At 47.1% G+C, this 16190-nt stretch carries 17 protein-coding genes; 10 read left to right on the plus strand and 7 right to left on the minus strand.

Annotation, left to right across the window (positions count from 1 at the left end):
• The first annotated feature begins 332 nt into the window (after positions 1–332).
• On the plus strand, positions 333–1163 hold the full coding sequence (locus ACN4EG_RS06155; RefSeq protein ID WP_431628406.1) for a ParA family protein: 831 nt from the start codon (positions 333–335) through the stop codon (positions 1161–1163).
• The gene (locus ACN4EG_RS06160; RefSeq protein ID WP_431628407.1) at positions 1160–2116 is read left to right on the plus strand and encodes a ParB/RepB/Spo0J family partition protein; all 957 of its coding nucleotides are present in this window, start codon (positions 1160–1162) and stop codon (positions 2114–2116) included. Before ACN4EG_RS06155 ends, ACN4EG_RS06160 begins: the two co-directional genes overlap by 4 nt.
• Positions 2117–2127: 11 nt before the next feature.
• Here ACN4EG_RS06160 and ACN4EG_RS06165 read toward each other — a convergent pair whose 3' ends face one another.
• On the minus strand, positions 2128–3273 hold the full coding sequence (locus tag ACN4EG_RS06165) for a hybrid sensor histidine kinase/response regulator (RefSeq protein WP_431628408.1): 1146 nt from the start codon (positions 3271–3273) through the stop codon (positions 2128–2130).
• A gap of 295 nt (positions 3274–3568) precedes the next feature.
• Between ACN4EG_RS06165 and ACN4EG_RS06170 the strand changes: the two genes are divergently transcribed.
• Positions 3569–4288, plus strand: coding sequence for a response regulator (locus ACN4EG_RS06170; RefSeq protein ID WP_431628410.1), 720 nt, complete (start codon positions 3569–3571; stop codon positions 4286–4288).
• Between the two features lie 35 nt (positions 4289–4323).
• Here ACN4EG_RS06170 and ACN4EG_RS06175 read toward each other — a convergent pair whose 3' ends face one another.
• From ACN4EG_RS06175 to ACN4EG_RS06185, 3 genes are all read right to left on the minus strand, one after another.
• A complete protein-coding gene (locus tag ACN4EG_RS06175; RefSeq protein ID WP_431628412.1) occupies positions 4324–4908 on the minus strand; it encodes a siphovirus Gp157 family protein in 585 nt (194 codons plus the stop codon).
• 324 nt (positions 4909–5232) lie between these two features.
• Positions 5233–6171, minus strand: a complete 939-nt coding sequence (locus tag ACN4EG_RS06180; protein ID WP_431628414.1) for a relaxase/mobilization nuclease domain-containing protein — start codon at positions 6169–6171, stop codon at positions 5233–5235.
• Complete coding sequence (locus ACN4EG_RS06185; protein ID WP_431628416.1) at positions 6168–6527, minus strand: plasmid mobilization protein; 360 nt, start codon at positions 6525–6527, stop codon at positions 6168–6170. Before ACN4EG_RS06185 ends, ACN4EG_RS06180 begins: the two co-directional genes overlap by 4 nt.
• A 615-nt stretch (positions 6528–7142) precedes the next feature.
• On the opposite strand from ACN4EG_RS06185, the gene ACN4EG_RS06190 reads away from it, so the two are divergent.
• The 6 genes from ACN4EG_RS06190 to ACN4EG_RS06215 all read left to right on the plus strand — a co-directional run bounded on the left by ACN4EG_RS06190 (position 7143) and on the right by ACN4EG_RS06215 (position 11914).
• On the plus strand, positions 7143–8111 hold the full coding sequence (locus ACN4EG_RS06190) for a ParM/StbA family protein (protein WP_431628418.1): 969 nt from the start codon (positions 7143–7145) through the stop codon (positions 8109–8111).
• Positions 8108–8494, plus strand: coding sequence for a hypothetical protein (locus ACN4EG_RS06195; protein WP_431628420.1), 387 nt, complete (start codon positions 8108–8110; stop codon positions 8492–8494). The genes ACN4EG_RS06190 and ACN4EG_RS06195 overlap by 4 nt, the downstream gene beginning before the upstream one ends.
• An 11-nt stretch (positions 8495–8505) precedes the next feature.
• Entirely contained in the window at positions 8506–9336 is an 831-nt protein-coding gene (locus tag ACN4EG_RS06200; protein ID WP_431628422.1) for a P-loop NTPase family protein, read from the plus strand.
• Positions 9337–9342: 6 nt separating this feature from the next.
• A complete protein-coding gene (locus ACN4EG_RS06205) occupies positions 9343–10131 on the plus strand; it encodes a DUF6753 family protein (protein ID WP_431628424.1) in 789 nt (262 codons plus the stop codon).
• 31 nt (positions 10132–10162) lie between these two features.
• Positions 10163–10699, plus strand: coding sequence for a hypothetical protein (locus ACN4EG_RS06210; protein ID WP_431628426.1), 537 nt, complete (start codon positions 10163–10165; stop codon positions 10697–10699).
• A gap of 156 nt (positions 10700–10855) precedes the next feature.
• Positions 10856–11914 carry a PDDEXK nuclease domain-containing protein gene (locus ACN4EG_RS06215; protein ID WP_431628428.1) on the plus strand — a complete coding sequence of 353 codons (1059 nt, stop codon included), beginning with the start codon at positions 10856–10858 and terminating at the stop codon, positions 11912–11914.
• A 42-nt stretch (positions 11915–11956) separates the two neighbouring features.
• On the opposite strand, the gene ACN4EG_RS06220 is transcribed toward ACN4EG_RS06215, so the two are convergent.
• Both ACN4EG_RS06220 and ACN4EG_RS06225 read right to left on the minus strand, forming a co-directional pair.
• Positions 11957–12571, minus strand: a complete 615-nt coding sequence (locus ACN4EG_RS06220) for a Uma2 family endonuclease (RefSeq protein ID WP_431628430.1) — start codon at positions 12569–12571, stop codon at positions 11957–11959.
• Positions 12572–12776: 205 nt separating this feature from the next.
• Positions 12777–13409 (minus strand): hypothetical protein, encoded by a 633-nt coding sequence (locus tag ACN4EG_RS06225; RefSeq protein WP_431628432.1) that lies wholly within the window; start codon positions 13407–13409, stop codon positions 12777–12779.
• 156 nt (positions 13410–13565) lie between these two features.
• On the opposite strand from ACN4EG_RS06225, the gene ACN4EG_RS06230 reads away from it, so the two are divergent.
• Positions 13566–15125, plus strand: a complete 1560-nt coding sequence (locus ACN4EG_RS06230) for an ATP-binding protein (protein ID WP_431628434.1) — start codon at positions 13566–13568, stop codon at positions 15123–15125.
• Positions 15126–15230: 105 nt separating this feature from the next.
• Here the strand turns inward: ACN4EG_RS06230 and ACN4EG_RS06235 are convergent, their stop codons facing one another.
• Complete coding sequence (locus tag ACN4EG_RS06235) at positions 15231–16190, minus strand: D-2-hydroxyacid dehydrogenase (protein WP_431628436.1); 960 nt, start codon at positions 16188–16190, stop codon at positions 15231–15233.

Consider the following 16190-nt stretch of genomic DNA (forward strand, 5'->3'; position numbering starts at 1 on the left):
TCTATCAGTCCATTGGGGAAGAACCTCCGCAGAATCGTCAACTGAAATGAGGCAACTCACCAAAATCGGTGTTTAATTGAACGAATCTTGATACATACTATTGGTTAGGTTTATCGCGTCTGACTGATGCCTGAAGAGGTTGTTGAGACAACATTTTCATTCCAATGTCTAGAATTGTAGTGAAGCTGAATTTGCTTAAATTTTTTGCTCTCGTTTTTGATGATCTCCAGCTCGTAGGGAGACTTCAAAAATGCTCTACAGTCTGTTTTTTGAGGTGAACCACAACGTTGTGGTTCAGAAATTAACGAACTCTAATCCTTGGAAAAAGCCTAATGAGTCGGATTATTGCCTTGTTTAACCAGGCGGGTGGAGTTGGCAAGACCTCGCTTGTCAATCAGCTCGGATACATGATTGCTTGTTGTAAACGGTTAGATCTAAAGACCAAGAAGCGGAGTAAGAAGAAAGGCGACTATTATCGAGTCCTTGTAGTAGACATGGATCCGCAAGCCTCTCTGACAATATTTATGGGGCTTGATCCCTATGAATTAGATCGGACGATTTATCACGCTATCTTGCAAGAGGAGCCCTTACCCGTTCATAAAGGGATTTATGCCCAGACTCAGCGAGAAGATGGGACTCCTGGTGTTGATCTAGTTCCGGCCAACTTGGGGCTTGCTCTAGCCGAGCGCGAGTTGATGTCAGCGGTAATGAGTGATTTCCGTTTACGAGAAGCATTACAGCCGGTCAAGGATCACTACGATTTTATTTTGATCGACTGCCCACCCAGTTTGGGGAATTTGGCGTATATTTCTTTGGTGGCTGCAACCCATGTGTTGGTGCCCGTTCAGTCTCAATACAAAGCATTCAATGGAGTACAGCAACTCTTTGACACCATCAAATTGGTCAAGACACGTCCCAATCGAGATCTGGCGATCGCCGGTTTTGTTCCAACGATGTATGACCGGCGTAATTCCCATGATGAGCGAACATTGGCAGCGATCCATGAACAGCTTTCACCTGTAGCAGCGGTCTACCCAGCGATCGCACGGTCTACAATCTTTGCAGACGCTTCTGAGGAGCATCTGCCGTTAGCACTTTATGATAAAAAACATCCTGCACTGAAGACGATGAAGCAGATTATCGAGGGGCTGGAACGGCTATGACACAATCCAAAGCTTCGAAAAAGAATAAGCCCTACGGGGGGAATATTGATTTAACTAGATTATTTGGTTCTACAAGTCAGGAGGTAGAACCGTCGGATTCTAGTGAGACCAAGAATTTCCTACCGATCGCTCAGATTCACCGTAAGCCCGAGCAAGTCAGGCGCTATTTTGATCCTCAGAAAATGGAGCAGATGACTGCATCTGTAAAGGAATACGGCATTTTAGAGAACTTGTTGGTTCGTTCGATGCCAGGGAAACCGGGGGAGTACGAGCTGATTGCCGGGGAGCGTCGTTACAGAGCTGCTCAAGGAGCAGGCTTAACAGAAGTTCCAGTAACCATTCTTGAACTAACCCACCAGCAGGCACTTCAAATTACGCTGGTTGAGAACTTGCAACGGGAAGATTTGAACCCTGTTGAAGAGACAGAAGGGATTCTACAGTTATTAGCGATTCGGCTGGAGGTCTCGGTTCAAGAGGTTGTCTCTCTCCTATATCGAATGCAGAATGACTCAACCCGAAACTTGAACCACAACGTTGTGGTTCAGGAAGAAGAGGTGGTTGAAGAAGTATTCAATGCTTTAGGGAGAATAAGTTGGCAGTCATTTGTGAAACATCGATTGCCTTTACGAAATCTTCCTGAAGAAGTGCTTGAGGCGCTTCAGCAAGGAAAAATTGAATATACAAAGGCGCAAACCATTTCACGTATCAAGGACGAAGGGCAACGTCAAAAAATTCTGCAAGCGGCGATCGACCAAAACCTCTCGATCAGAGACATTCGTGACCAGATCAAACAGCTCTCCCAGGCACCAAATGCTACCCCCCAGCCTTCCAACTATCTCAAGCGATTCAATGCTTTGAGCCGCCAGCTTAAGAAAGCAAATGCCTGGGAGGATAAGCAGAAACGTGATCGTTTGGAAAAACTGTTAAAAGCCATGGAGGAATTGGTGAAGTAAGACTTGAGGTTTTAAGGATGGAGTAAATCGAATTGAACTTTGAAGAGCGTCCCTTTACCCACTTCAGATTCAACTTCGATCGATCCGTGATGGGCTTCCACAATTTGTCGAGAGAGATAAAGTCCTAATCCATTTCCCGGATGGTGAGGATTCCCCTGTCTGAATCGCTCAAATAGACATTCCTGTTCTTCTGGAGAGATACCAACTCCCGTATCTTTCACGCCCAGTAGGATAAAATTTTTCTCTGAAGCAGCATGAGTTAAATACTCTAGATGAAGCTCTACTGAACCTGTCTCAGTGTAACGGATGGCGTTACTAATCAAATTGGTTATTAGCCGACGAAGCTCCAAGCGATCGCCCCCCATCCACAAAGAAGTTTCATCAGTACCTGTGGCTAAACATAGACTCAGCATTAAGCCCTTATTTACCGCTAGAGGGACTAGTTCTTTAACAACACTTTGGCTTAATTCCCAAAGGTTAACCTTATGAAAGTAAAGATCCTTACAGCCTGCTTCGTACTGATAGATTTCTAGAAGAGTATCAACCATCTCTAATAAAGTTTGGTTGCTTTGAGCAACTTGCTCTAGAGAATCTCGCATTTTGGGCAGAGTATTTCCAAAAGCACCCCGGCGGAGTAAATGTAGAACATGATCCGCTGCAATCAGAGGGGTGCGCAGATCATGAGTCAAACTGGCAATAAATTCTTCATGCTGCTGGTTAATTCTGATTTGTTCATCAATACTGTCTTTAAATCGCAACATTGCTAGAATCCTAGCAAATAGCTCTCGCTTTTTTACCATCGGAGGAATGACATCGTTTGCGCCTAAAGCGAATCCTTTCACTACATTGGAATGGTTATACTCTCCTACCAGCATAATTGGAAAAAAAGGTAGCTCTGGGTTCTTCCGAACCCGTCGCGTTATTTCATAGCCGTCTATGTCAGCAGTCTCTGTATCCAGCAGTAATAAGTCAGGGGGATACCGTTCCATCTGAACAAGTGCATCAAAGCCGCTATGAACACTGTCTACATGGTACCCACGCTTTTTCAGCATGGAATGCATGGAACGAAAACTACTAGAAAGGGTTTTCACCAGCAGAATACGTTTTGCTCCAGATGAAGCAAACCCGACCATGGGTTTTAAAGGTTTTGAGAGCATATTTCTATCCAACGCTTTATTTGCTTTATTTGTCGGTTTTCGGTGAAACTTACGGCAAACTGGCGGTATCCTATGCCTCATAACTGGCTCTAAGCCTGCTTAATACAGACTTCCTTACCCTTCATTCCAGGAAAATAAAAACGTACAAGGGAGAGAAGAAGACTTCTGGAGAGGGAACAGCAATGTAAAGAAATCAGTCTAGCGAATTTATCAAAACTTTGCAGCTCGTCAACAGCCTGTTTGATCTGGGGTTCGCATCTATCTGCCGTTAGGAGTCGTCACGATCGAGTGAATTATGGAAAAGATGCGAATTGCAATTATCGAGGATCACAGCCTGACCCGAACCGGGATTCGTAGCTCTCTGAATGAACAGCAGGACATCACTGTTGTAGGAGATGCTGAGACAGGGGGGGCAGGTTTAAAGCTACTTCAAGCAATAAAACCTGACTTGGCGATCGTAGATATCGGTTTACCAGACATTGATGGTGTGGAGGTTGTGCAACGGTATCGGAGTAGCCGCCCTCTAGCGTCAGAGGGGCAAACTCGGTTCATTATGTTAACGTCTTACACGCAGGAAAAACTGGTATTAGCAGCATTCGCAGCGGGTGCTGATTCGTATTGTGTCAAGAACACGAAGTTTGAGCTTCTACTAGAAGCAATCCGTATGACCTACGAGGGACAATCCTGGATTGATCCGGTGATCGCCCGCATTGTCCTTAAGTACGTTCGGCAATCAGCATCACCACCCTCAAGTACTAATGAGCCCCAAACAGTAACCATTAATGCCCTTGATTCTGAACAAGCTACAATTCTGGAATCTGATCCTCTCACGAAAAAAGAGTTGGAAGTGCTGGAGCTGATGGTTCAGGGCTACACCAATAATCAGATCGCTGGACAACTTTATATGAGTCTTGGCACAGTCAAAGTTCATATCCGTAGCATTCTCAATAAATTGTGCGCCAGCGATCGTACTCAAGCTGCTGTACTGGCAATGCGGGCGGGCCTCATCGCGTAACATATCAGCTTTACTTCGACACCATTGGTACAAGTTTACTTATCTGCTAACAGAGAATTCTTAAAATCCTGAATCGTAGTAGCAGTCAGGGAATAGATAACACGTCGTCTACGTTCAATGTGCGTGCCATCAACTGGAATTCCCTGCTTCCAGGCAGCGATGATCGCTTTCTTGTCGGCAGAGTATGTAACTTTCTTTTTGCGAAACTCACCCGGTAATTCCTTAGCATCCACTAGTAGCTCGCAACTGGGAGGGTTTTCACGAATCGTAATGCGGAGTGAATGACCGACGACTTCATCGGATAGCCCTCCTGCTATGTTTTGCTCCAGAATACTCTGGTCAAGGGCCTGCCGCCATCGTTCCAAGCGATCGAGTGCCTCTTGATGAACAGCTTTCAGGTGTTCTAGTCGCTGTTTGATCCCTGCAATCTCAGCTTCAAGCTGAAAGGCAAGCTCGGCATGAAGATCGATCGCATCTTCCTGGGCTTCCTGGGTTTCCCAAATTGCGGCGAGAAGTTCAGCTTCTTCCTCGGCAGTTTGGGAGTGAGTCAGCAAATCCCAGAGTTCTGCTGCTGCTTGAGAGAGTCCCGTCAGGGATTTTTGAGCGAGAGGAAAGGTCATGATTACCACCTCCCGCAAGATTCGTAATAGTCCCGTGTAGCTTCGATGTCTGCCAAAATCATCAAAGTGCTGGGGTCAATGTCTGCTTCTGAGAATTGATTGTATTCAAGAGATAGATCAGAATAGGTGCTACTCAGGCTGGTTATTAGAGTTTGCATAGAAGGTAACCTTGATCACACTGCATGAACCAGCGCGATAGCGCCCTACATCTACGTTTGATAAGATCTCAGGAGATCAGCAGCCAAATTTTTGTACCCGTTAAAATTTGTCTGTGCCTGAGAAAATGTTGTTACTCCTTAAGTAGCGTTAGCTGACCTTTGACGATCAAAGTTCTAATTCTCGTGAACAATTTTTTAACAATTTTGATTCCTGTTCATTTTTTGCCTCATTTTTACTTTTTCTACTATTTTCTGTATTTAGTATCTGTGTAAATGATTTTGTTTCGATTCTAATTTCAGATGATGAACTAATAGATTGTTCAATGAGTTTTTTAATTGATTCATAATCTCGGCATGATTCATAATCTACTTCCCGGTATTTCTGCAAACCTGTAAAGGTGTAGGCTTTTCCTAAATGAGTTCCACTGAAGGCGATACCCTTTAATTCGTAGCTAATTCCCTTTATCTGGTCAGTCTGCTGATTACTGACTCGAACGTTAATTCCCTTCTGCTGCAATTGCTCAATCAACTGAGGCATGGTGAGCGAATATTGAGTGAGTTGATCGAGCGATCGCTGAAGTTGCACTCGCACACTGTCTTCACCCGTGCGAGCCAGTAATCGCTGTTCTCCAGTGGTAGGGCTACGGCTGATTTTTTCCTGGTTGGAGTGGAGCGATCGCAATCCATACTCCTGTTCTAACTGACGAATTGCGGCTTCACTGCGGTAATAGTCCCAGCTATCTGAAACTGTTGTGCTGTCCAAACGAATCCGGCTAGCGACAATGTGAGCATGATCATGGCATGAATCGGTATGCTTCACCACCACATACTGATTCATGCCAAACCCCATTGTCTGGAGATAGTTCCAGGCAATTTCGTGCCAAGTATCATTATCCAGATGTTCCGTGGGCGGCAAACTCAGAGACGCATGGTAAACAACTCGATTTACCTTGGGATTGAGCCGCTGCGAAAACCGGAATTCGGCTGCCAGTTCCTGCACTGTCGTTCCTTCCATGTTGCTGCCAATAAAGACCGCTCCATCCTTGCCCAATAGGTAATAGAGCAGCTTACTGAAGCTCTGCCCTTTCATTTGTTTGCCAATCACGGGCCTACCTCAATTTCTATGATAGAGTCCAATTCCACTAATTCCCGACGCACCTGCCTGAGGAGAATTCTGGTTTGGTTCAGCAACTCGCGATCGACCACGATCGCAGGTCTTCCAGAGTTAGGGCCAAGTGTTGCCCCTGCAATCTGACCCAGGCTGTTACTGATTTTGGTTAATTCCCAATAGGTCAAACCAGCAATGCGAGTGACGCGGCGAGGGAGTTGATTGTTCAACGTCTTGGCACGAAATAATTCTGCCATCGTCAGGTTGTTCTCCGCTGCCATGCGGTATACTTGCTCCTTCTCCTCAACGCTAAGGGAAATATGAAATTTAATTGGACGTTTTTGTGGGGACATTTCAACAGGCCAGAAAGACGGCTATAAACCTAGCTTTGCCAGCCTTGAGCATTTTTGTTATCCTCCAGTTGGCGATCTCTTTTACGGCGATCGCAATGTCATATTTTATCTATGAGTAAACGAATATACACTCCAACATGGCTTGCTCTCTGTCCTGCATTTTGAACAAGTGCTGGCATGCATTGGAACTATGTGTGGCGATGGTGGAAAGTCGTGAGACATCTGTGGATAGTTGTGAGCATTGGGTTTCAACAAGTCCAGACTATTGAGAACTCGATCGTCTCATTCGATGTGGAATTGTGGATGACGATGAATCATTGGGCAAAATTGCAGCATAATGTGACGCTCTGTGGAACCAGGAATGCAAGTTGCGCCTTTTTATCCACCTGGATGAGGAGAGCTCCCGCAGGGCCCGCTAAGTTAAGGAAGCGTCAACTTATCGATCAATCCACAATGGCTGACCTCACGTTGACTTTCGATCCAGGTTCTTCACTCAGTAAAGTGATCTACCACTTGCTGGATGGAACCCCTCGGTTACTACTAATGGAGCCCGAAGTGATTCAGCTGAGCATACGTTCGATTGAGGCTCACCAAGTAACCAGAGGGAATCTTAATGTGGCTAGATCAAAGGATGATGCTTGGTTACAATGTGGGCCAGGTGAGCAATGTCAGGTTATTGGCTATCTAGCCCGTCAGTTTTTGGCAACTGTGCGAATGAATGAGGTGAAATATGAGCGGGCATTATATAAAGTGCTAGCAGCAGTAGGCACGATCGCTCAAGAAACAAATTTACCCCGAAAGTTTTCTATCGCTCTTTCGGCCCTATTACCCTATGGTGAATATCAGAATGCCCAGCGGTTTCAACAACTTCTGAAGCAGCATCTCAAGCATTACCGCTTTCGCGGTGAACGCCTTCAAGTCAAACTCGAAACCTTTGAGTGCCGTCCAGAGGGCGGTGGATTGGCAATGGCACGGGTAACGCAGAAGGGGGCCGAATGGTTCCAGCAACAAACCCTGGCAGTGTTAATGTTTGGACACCGGAACACCAGCCTGTTGTTGTTTGAACGAGGAAAGCTAGCGATCGGCAACACAACCGATTTAGGCTTTCATCAACTAGTCGATAAAGTGTTACATCGCACATCGGGTCAAACTATAGACGTATTAACCAGTGCAATTTATAAGATCGGTAATCGGATTACGCCCACTAATTTAAAGATTCAAGACTTGCTAAAAACACGATCGCCCACGGAGCAAGAATTGGAACGGGAACAGATTACCACCGCAATTTTAACTGCTAGAGAGGAATATTGGTCACGATTGCAGGACTGGTTAGATACCGTTCTGCCAAATGCCACAGAGGTCATTATTTCAGGGGGTGGGGCTTTTTATCTTCATGATGAATTAGAAACGTATTTCAATCGAATTCCAACTTACTGGGGCACAGATTTACAACAACAGTTACAAGAGAAATTGGGACTGGACTATCGCTCGAACCATCTGGATATTGAGGCTTTGTCCTTTCGCATGGTAGACGTTTTTGGCCTGTATTGCGATTTTGTTGAACAGTTAGCGGAGGTGGCATGAACGATATTCCCCCAACCTGCCGCAAACGTGAGGATTTCAGCTTTCGCTATTCACCCTATACAGGCACACAAGACGGTGCATTAATGGCATTTCTGAAGAAAGGGGATGGAGTCAAACAAGGCAAAGAATTAATGTTGGAGTCTGTCAGAGCATTTTGGATGGTAGCCGCTTGTCGATCGGAAGGACTATTGAGCCAAGAAGAGTTACATCAACTGGGACTGAACTGCTGCCGTGCTTTGGAGCGTCAAGTAGATTACATCCGGGAATGTTTACAGTTGCCAATTCCATCTACAGAATCTTCAACGATCTCACCCACAAAGGGCGATCACCAAAATGGCAGCATCAAGCCTGTTGAACGGGCGACCCGAACCATGTGGCAATAGGAGAGAGCATTATGGCAATCATTCATTTTATCGATGGTGAAAAAGGCGGTGTCGGTAAATCTCTATTTGCTCGCGTGATGGTGCAATATTGCATTGATCGCCAGTTATCTCATGTGTTGGTAGAAGCCGATCGCAGCAATCCTGATGTCGGTGACATCTACCCTACAGGCTGTGAACGAGCAATTTTTAGCGAAGCCGAACGTAAAGCCTACGATGCCGATCGCATCTTTGATCTGGCAATTAAAACTCCAGTCATTGTGAATCTTCCTGCCCAAGTTTTTCCAGCCGTTACCGATTGGATTGAACGTAATGGAGTACTGGAGATGGGCACACAGCATGGGGTCAGTATTTGCAAGTGGTTTATTTGCACCGGCGGATATGACAGTGTGCAGCTTTTCATTCAATCCCTAAAACAGTTCGACAGAAAAGTCCAACACGTCTTTGTCCGTAATTGGGGACTGTGCGACGACTGGTCACACCTAGAGGACAGAGATGAATTACAACAACTCCTAGCAAAGCAACAAACTCCTATCATTGATTTCCCCAAATTTAGCTACAGAGAACGGGATTATCTGGATGCCAAACGGATATCCTTTTCCGCAGGGAGAGAAAGCAGTGACTTGGGAGTTTTAGGTAAGCAGCGACTTCATACCTTCCTTAAGAATGCCTATCAGGCGATCGATCAAGCCAAGCTCTGGAAACTCACACCGTCGGAAGTCAGTCTTTCAAAGACAGCTGAGATTGAGGATGAAGTCACCAGTAAAGTCGCTATGAAAACGGCTACATCGGTAGTGAGCAGCTCTAAATCCCGTAGTAGCAAACGTTCCAGCCCAGGGAGGTGAGGATTTATGACCCATTCTGGTCAGGTAGAAGAACCTTTAGATTTGGATGATGATTTTCTGGCATCCATGGCGGCTAGGGGCAAAGGGCTAAACCGGATTCCCTACCCAACCCTGCTCGATCTGGCTATTCGGGGGAAGGATGATTCCTTTAAGGCCAGAGTGTGGGAAATTGTAGTGCAAACGGGAATTGACCCGGACGACCCAGCCTTCTTGATGCTGGTTGCAACTGGTAGGCTCGAGGTGCTGTTGGAAGACAGTCCCAAAGAAATGGAGGAGATGTTTGATCAGTGGCAAATGCAACTCTATGATCGGCTCCAAACCTATGAAAAGGTCGCGATCAAGGGGCATCAAAAGGCGATCGCCCAAACCGTTTCTGCCCTGATTCGTCGTACCGAGTTTGAACGAGCTATTCACTCAGTTCCCTCATTGATCGCAGCCGGAGTATTGCTCCTCATTACAGCCGGACTAGGAGCGCTCTTGGGCATTGTGGGCATTGGCTGGCAGCAAGCCAGTCGCCCAAGGGATCCCACTGGCCCTCGCCAATTAACGTTAGAACAAGCCAAGGCATTAGACTGGGCAACCAGTACCGAGGGACTATTTGCCCGGAGTCTAATCAACTGGAATCAGGATTTATTGAGCCGCGATCGTAATGGTCAGCTCGTTTGCACCAATGAAGTGAAACGCTTGGGGGTCACTCTGGAAATGCGACCCAATCAAAAAGCGACTGCTGGCTTCTGCACATTATGGGTTCAGCCTCCTAATCAGCGTGAATTTGCACTGGTTCAAGGAAACTGATCCGCTATCCAAAAATGGAGGGGATTTACCAATGGGAACTTGTGAAACGATTCAATTCTGGACAGTTCTGATATTAATCGGGTTAATTGCCGTGGGTTGTACGCCTCGCACAACCACAGGAACTCGCAATGAAGCCTCTCAAGCACAAAATCCTGCAATCCCAGAATATCCACCACTGTATAACGTAGATGTGAAGGTCTGCGGCAACATTATTGCGCCCTTGAAGGATGGAAAACGTTGCATTACAACTCAGCTCCAACTTTGGGGGCCAGTCGGAGCAGCTAAGCTGGTTCAGACTGGGGTTTCTCTACCATCGGTATCTGCTGTGCAGCATAAGGTTGCGATCGCCTCCGCAGGTTGCTACCCAGCGTACTCCCAGCCCTCACAAGAACAGTTTTACTGGGCAGACACGATTATCCAGGTTAACCGGGGCGGGGAAACGACTATCGAAGTAAAACCCACTCAACTCGCCAACCAGGAAGTTCATGAATTGCTGACTGGGAAGCTTGCAAATCCCAGGGTTTCAACGTTCAGCGGCGTTAGTTGTGAACCTGCACCCGTCAATTGACATTGAGCGTCTTAGCAATTGTCCAAGACCGCTTGGACAATTAAGGGTTAGATGAGTTTATAGCTTTGTTTTGCCTCCTGTTACCTCAAATAATCGAACCGATCGCACGGTATAGTAGAGTCTGGATTAGGCTCTCTGTACTGGTTTGTGAAAGGCATGGCAAGTAATTTGTCTCCAGATAGCTACGATCGCTTTTTGGACGATCTCAAGGAATGGATTCAGAGTGCCCAACTACGAGCCGCGACGGCTGTCAACCGGGAGCTCGTCATGTTGTATTGGAGAATTGGACGTGCCATTCTGGCTAAACAACAGCAGGAAGGTTGGGGCACGAAGGTCATTGAACGCTTATCGAAAGATTTAAAACATGTCTTTCCTGAGATGAAAGGCTTCTCCCGTTCTAATTTGCTCTATATGCGAGCTTTTGCCCAGTCTTTTCCGGATGAAACCGTGATTCTGGCTGTCATGGGACAAATTACCTGGTACCACAACATTGCTTTGCTAGACAAGCTCAAAACCAATGAAGAACGGTTATGGTATGCCCAGAAGACGATCGAACATGGCTGGAGCCGCAATGCCCTGGTGCACCAAATTGAGAGCGGGTTATATCAGCGGGTTGGGAATGCCGTTAATAACTTTGACCATACCTTACCCCAAAGCCAATCGGATCTGGCCCGCCAGATTTTGAAAAGTCCCTACAATTTTGAATTTTTGGAACTGGCGGAAGCGGCCCAAGAGCGGGATTTTGAACGAGCACTCGTAGATCATATCCGGGATTTCTTGCTGGAATTGGGCGTAGGCTTTTCCTTTCTGGGCAGCCAGTATTCGCTGGAGGTGGGCGGCAAGGAATATAAACTTGATCTGCTCTTCTACCACGTCAAACTGCATTGCTATGTGGTCATTGATCTAAAAATGGTGGAGTTTGAGCCGGAGTTTTCGGGCAAGATGAGTTTTTACATTGCGGCGGTGGATGACCTATTGCGGAGTGAGATGGATAATCCAACGATCGGGATTGTTCTATGCAAGTCTAAAAACAAGGCAACCGTCGAATATGCTTTGCGCTATATTCAGCACCCAGTGGGTGTCGCCACCTATCGGCTGAAGGACACATTACCAGAACCGCTCCAGGGCAGTTTGCCCAGTATTGAGCAACTTGAAATGGAGTTAAACACCTTATCCGTAGAGGCTCGCACAGACTCAGCAGAGGGAGACAATTAAACTTCAATAGAAAGAAATAATTGTCCAAGACCGCTTGGACAATTAGCAGGTCTTGGGCTTAACTGGATGGGATTCCAGCAGTGTTTGAGCAGCTTTGATTCTGGAAGTTTCCCCGATCAGAATGCAATCTGACAGCACTTGGAGATCGATCGAGGCAAGCCCCGGAATCCGACTGTGGGTCACTTTTTCGGGGTTGCCAGACTGGAGGTGGTAAACCGTCAGGACGCCATCTTCCCACATCCATACTTCATGGACTCCTAGTGCTCCATAGCGCTCTAATTTTGAGGCATCACCACTGGTGAAATTGACTTCGATCGCCAGTTTAAATCCCTCAATCTCGTAAGATTCATCCGCTTCAGCGGCAGCAATCCCTTCCTTTTCCTGGGTCATTGACCCTGTTGGCTTGAACTCAATGCCCCAATTGAACAGAAACGTCTCAATCAGAAAGCCAATAATGCTTTTGAACAACTCGTGGGCTTCACCGGGCATCAGAATCTCTATGGTACCGTTGTAATAAAACAGTCTGACCCCACGGGTGTTCTCAAACCCCTTTTGCAGATGTTTAAACTGCTCCCAGGTTCTTCCCCATTGAACCGTGCGGATATCTCCTTGACTAGTTTCAACTCGAATGGGTGAAGGGCTTTGGGCGACTGTCATGGGCATTGTTGAAGGCTAACTACTATCTATCATATCTAGCGGGGAAGCGATCGTTTCAGGCATAAGAATATTGCCCTGGGTGCAGCGGCATCCAGCAGGCACTGCCTTTGTTACCTCCAACTGGTCATGGAGAGAAAAAAGAACCCTGCATCAGTCCAACTCATGCAGGGTGAGCAATCAGGTAGTGAGCAAGGCTGAATGGAGATTATTCCTCCTCCAGATCCTCGTCTAACTCGTCATCTAGATCGTCATCTAATTCGTTGCTGATTTCGTCATCCAGTTCATCACTAAGATCGTCATCCAGCTCATCATCTAAATCATCCAGATCGTCATCTTGCTCGGCTTGGAACGAGTTGCGACGCTCCAAGGAGGCCCGGTTGAATTCCACCAGGTCTGCCACGGCTTGCTCTGGGTCAGTGCGAATCGTGTCATACAGCAAGCTCAGGACGATCGCGACCACTTCAGGCGGGTACTTCAACGCATCTGGCTGTCCAAATAGTCGAGGGAACACCTTTGTATTCCACCGCTGCCAGTCAAACTTATTGTTACCACCTTTCTTTTTTACTTGCGCGGCAATGTCGAGACCTAGTTTTTCACGAGTGGCATGGCCAACTTTTGTTGAGACGCGAGCATCCCGTAGTTGCAGCTTCACGCCATACTCCTTGAACACCAGATTCCGTAATTCCTTCAGCAATGCTGCTGCATGAGTTTCCGGTAATCCATCGACGATCGCGACTTTAGCAGTTGCCGTTGAGGCTGTTCCATTGGTTTTCGATGCCTTAGAAATCGCACCATTGCGATGACCGTTCAAGCTGCGAGGTTTTGTCGTTGTTGCCATAACATAAACTCCAAATTTCAGATTTTCACCCCCTCGCCGCATTAGCGGCATTTCCTTCCAACCCTCCATCACAGTGTTGGCAAAAGTGTCCAGTTGACTGAGGTCAGGAAGGTCTGTGTTTCGTTAGAACCAGGGAAATCCTTACGGTTTCAGACCATGCAACAGTTGCAGGATTGGATAAAACTGATTGAGCAGAACGCTCCGATCGTAGCGTTAGAGTATCAAATTCCGGATCGCATGGCAGTGTTGAACCAATTTTATCGATGGGGTGCGGCACGATCGCTGCCAGTGTACATCTGGAATCCTGGTTTTTCAACACTTCAACAGTTGTTTACATCACAAGAGCAAATCATTCTGCAATCCACAACGTCAACGATCTCACAAGACATTCTCCAATTCCTGTTAGATCAACCGCAGTCTGGTATTTATCTACTGGAAGGGGTTCTGAATAGCACGGTTGCAGAGATGAGTCAGCAACGTTGCTACCAACTCCTAAATTCCTACCATCAGGCGCTATGGAACTCAGTGCCTCATTACTGGGTTTTGCTAGAAACTTACGTTCAATTGCCATTAGAACTGCAACCCTTTATTCCAGTACTGTCTTATGCAATGCCCGATCGCCATCAGGTAGAAGCGATCGCTACCCAGTTTTGTACCCAGCACCCCTGGCTGGTCAAAGATGACCCGGAAGCTACACAAAAACTGGTCACGGCTTGTCAGGGATTGCCATTGGGTGAGATTGAAATGGTGCTGGATAGACTGTTGATGTTTGCGAATACTCCTGAGCAACTGGTTCAACGGATTCTGGATCACAAGATCAACAAACTGCGGGGGCGGGGATTGGAGTACATTGCAGACCCCGATGTACCCACGGCTGCCGGATTAGATTTGCTAGAGCGCAGGTTGGAGGCGATCGCTGCCCTGTTGCGACCCGAAGCTCAACAATACGGGTTGAGCTTGCCTACGGGTATGGTGCTGTGGGGACCACCCGGTACAGGCAAGAGCCTATCTGCCAAATTAGCAGCTAAAAAGATGGGGTTGCCCTTGCTAGCTGCAAATTGGGGAGTTCTTTTGAGCAGTGCTAATCCTGATCGCGCCTTGAAGGAATTCATTGCGGTGGTCACGTCTCTGGCTCCCTGTGTGCTTTACTGGGATGATTTTGATAAGGGCTTTGCTGGTTGGGATTCAAATGCGGATGGTGGGATTGCCCGTCGTCTTTCGGCGGCTCTACTGACCTGGATGCAGGAACACCAGGAACCGATCTACACGATCGCAACGGTCAATCGTTTAGGGCTGCTACCCCCTGAATTGGTAAGGCGATTTGAGGACATCTTCTTTGTGGATTTGCCCCATGAGGGAGCCAGATATGAGGTGATCAATCTGCATCTGGCAAAGTACTTTTCGGTGTTTCAGGAAGACGAGCGATCTCACTGGACAGATGACCAGTGGCGCAGGCTATTGACAGAGTACCGCATTTGTACCCCTGCTGAGATTGGCAATGCGGTGCGGCGTTGTGCAGAGGAGGCGTTTTACCAGGGGAAACCAGGGCAGATTAAACTGGAGGATTTGTTGGAGCAGCGACAGCAGTTTACGCCAGCAATGGAACGGGAGTCAGAACAGATGCAGGCAATTCGGAATTTAGCAACCTATGCAAGACCTGCGAGTGGGGGCGATCGATCGAGATTTGCCTATGTGCATCGGGAATTGTTTGATTGAGAACAGAACTCTGCCGCTCTGTTTTCAATCACTTTAATTAAGTCTACAATTGCCCCTTCTGCTTGGGCACAAATGAGCCAACACCTGCTATGGAGGCATTTTTATCTAGTAACCTGCTTGTCGATCAACGACATTCTTTAGAGGCTGTCCCTGCCGATACCGCTCCAAATTCGCTAAAAAGAAATCAACAACCCTACGGCGCGATCGAGGTGAACTCCAGGAAATGTGTGGTGTAACAAAGAGATTAGGGGCTGACCACAGGGGGTTCTCTGGTGGGAGGGGTTCTGTCGCAAAAGCATCGATCGCGGCTCCAGTAATCCACCCTTGCTGGAGGGCCGTTAATAAGGCAACTTCATCCACAAGCCCTCCCCTTGCAATATTGATGAGGTAAGCCGAGGGACGGAATAATTTCAGTACATCAGCGTTGATAATATGTTTAGTCTCCGGTGTTAACGGTAGGGCCAATACAACAAAATCAGCTTCAGGGAGGAGTTCATGCCACTGATTGGCTCCAACCACTTTCTCAAAATGGGGATGGGGTGCGGGATGTTTTCGGCTACCCCAGACCCGCATGCCAAAACCACTGGCTCGTTGCGCGATCGCCTGTCCGATCCCGCCTGCACCAATAATTAAGACTGTAGCCTCAGATAATTCTTGTAGGAAGATGCTGTTTTTCCAATGCTGATCCCACTGGTGTTGGGCTTGGAAGCTATGGAGTTGGCGTAGCCGTTTCGCCCGATCGAGAATCAAGGCTAGGACAAATTCTGAAATGGGGATAGCATGAACCCCCGCACTATTGGTCAAGATTAAATCTCGTGCCAAGGCCGTAGGAGTCAGCAGATGATTAACCCCAGAACTGGGCGTATGTTGCCACCGCACCACTGGAGCCGCATTGAGTACCCGATCGAGAATGACTGGTTTCAGTAAGCCCGCACTGAAATAAATTTCAGCATCACTGGGATCACCCTCAAAATGCCCTTCTCGATCGACTGGAACCACTTCAAGATCATTGGGTAATCGCAATTCTAGAAAGGGAAGGAACTCGATCGAGATCAGGACTTTCAT

Origin of the sequence: Alkalinema pantanalense CENA528, assembly GCF_050753345.1 — a bacterium.
Lineage (GTDB): Bacteria > Cyanobacteriota > Cyanobacteriia > Leptolyngbyales > Leptolyngbyaceae > Alkalinema > Alkalinema pantanalense.

What these genes read in the sequence shown, in the direction of transcription:
- ACN4EG_RS06165 (WP_431628408.1), bottom strand. Translation starts at nt 3,273, where the DNA reads ATGCTCTCAAAACCTTTAAAACCCATGGTCGGGTTTGCTTCATCTGGA.
- ACN4EG_RS06195 (WP_431628420.1), top strand. Translation starts at nt 8,108, where the DNA reads ATGAACGATATTCCCCCAACCTGCCGCAAACGTGAGGATTTCAGCTTT.
- ACN4EG_RS06200 (WP_431628422.1), top strand. Translation starts at nt 8,506, where the DNA reads ATGGCAATCATTCATTTTATCGATGGTGAAAAAGGCGGTGTCGGTAAA.
- ACN4EG_RS06205 (WP_431628424.1), top strand. Translation starts at nt 9,343, where the DNA reads ATGACCCATTCTGGTCAGGTAGAAGAACCTTTAGATTTGGATGATGAT.
- ACN4EG_RS06235 (WP_431628436.1), bottom strand. Translation starts at nt 16,190, where the DNA reads ATGAAAGTCCTGATCTCGATCGAGTTCCTTCCCTTTCTAGAATTGCGA.
- ACN4EG_RS06170 (WP_431628410.1), top strand. Translation starts at nt 3,569, where the DNA reads ATGGAAAAGATGCGAATTGCAATTATCGAGGATCACAGCCTGACCCGA.
- ACN4EG_RS06215 (WP_431628428.1), top strand. Translation starts at nt 10,856, where the DNA reads ATGGCAAGTAATTTGTCTCCAGATAGCTACGATCGCTTTTTGGACGAT.
- ACN4EG_RS06160 (WP_431628407.1), top strand. Translation starts at nt 1,160, where the DNA reads ATGACACAATCCAAAGCTTCGAAAAAGAATAAGCCCTACGGGGGGAAT.
- ACN4EG_RS06230 (WP_431628434.1), top strand. Translation starts at nt 13,566, where the DNA reads ATGCAACAGTTGCAGGATTGGATAAAACTGATTGAGCAGAACGCTCCG.
- ACN4EG_RS06210 (WP_431628426.1), top strand. Translation starts at nt 10,163, where the DNA reads ATGGGAACTTGTGAAACGATTCAATTCTGGACAGTTCTGATATTAATC.
- ACN4EG_RS06185 (WP_431628416.1), bottom strand. Translation starts at nt 6,527, where the DNA reads ATGTCCCCACAAAAACGTCCAATTAAATTTCATATTTCCCTTAGCGTT.
- ACN4EG_RS06220 (WP_431628430.1), bottom strand. Translation starts at nt 12,571, where the DNA reads ATGACAGTCGCCCAAAGCCCTTCACCCATTCGAGTTGAAACTAGTCAA.
- ACN4EG_RS06175 (WP_431628412.1), bottom strand. Translation starts at nt 4,908, where the DNA reads ATGACCTTTCCTCTCGCTCAAAAATCCCTGACGGGACTCTCTCAAGCA.
- ACN4EG_RS06225 (WP_431628432.1), bottom strand. Translation starts at nt 13,409, where the DNA reads ATGGCAACAACGACAAAACCTCGCAGCTTGAACGGTCATCGCAATGGT.
- ACN4EG_RS06155 (WP_431628406.1), top strand. Translation starts at nt 333, where the DNA reads ATGAGTCGGATTATTGCCTTGTTTAACCAGGCGGGTGGAGTTGGCAAG.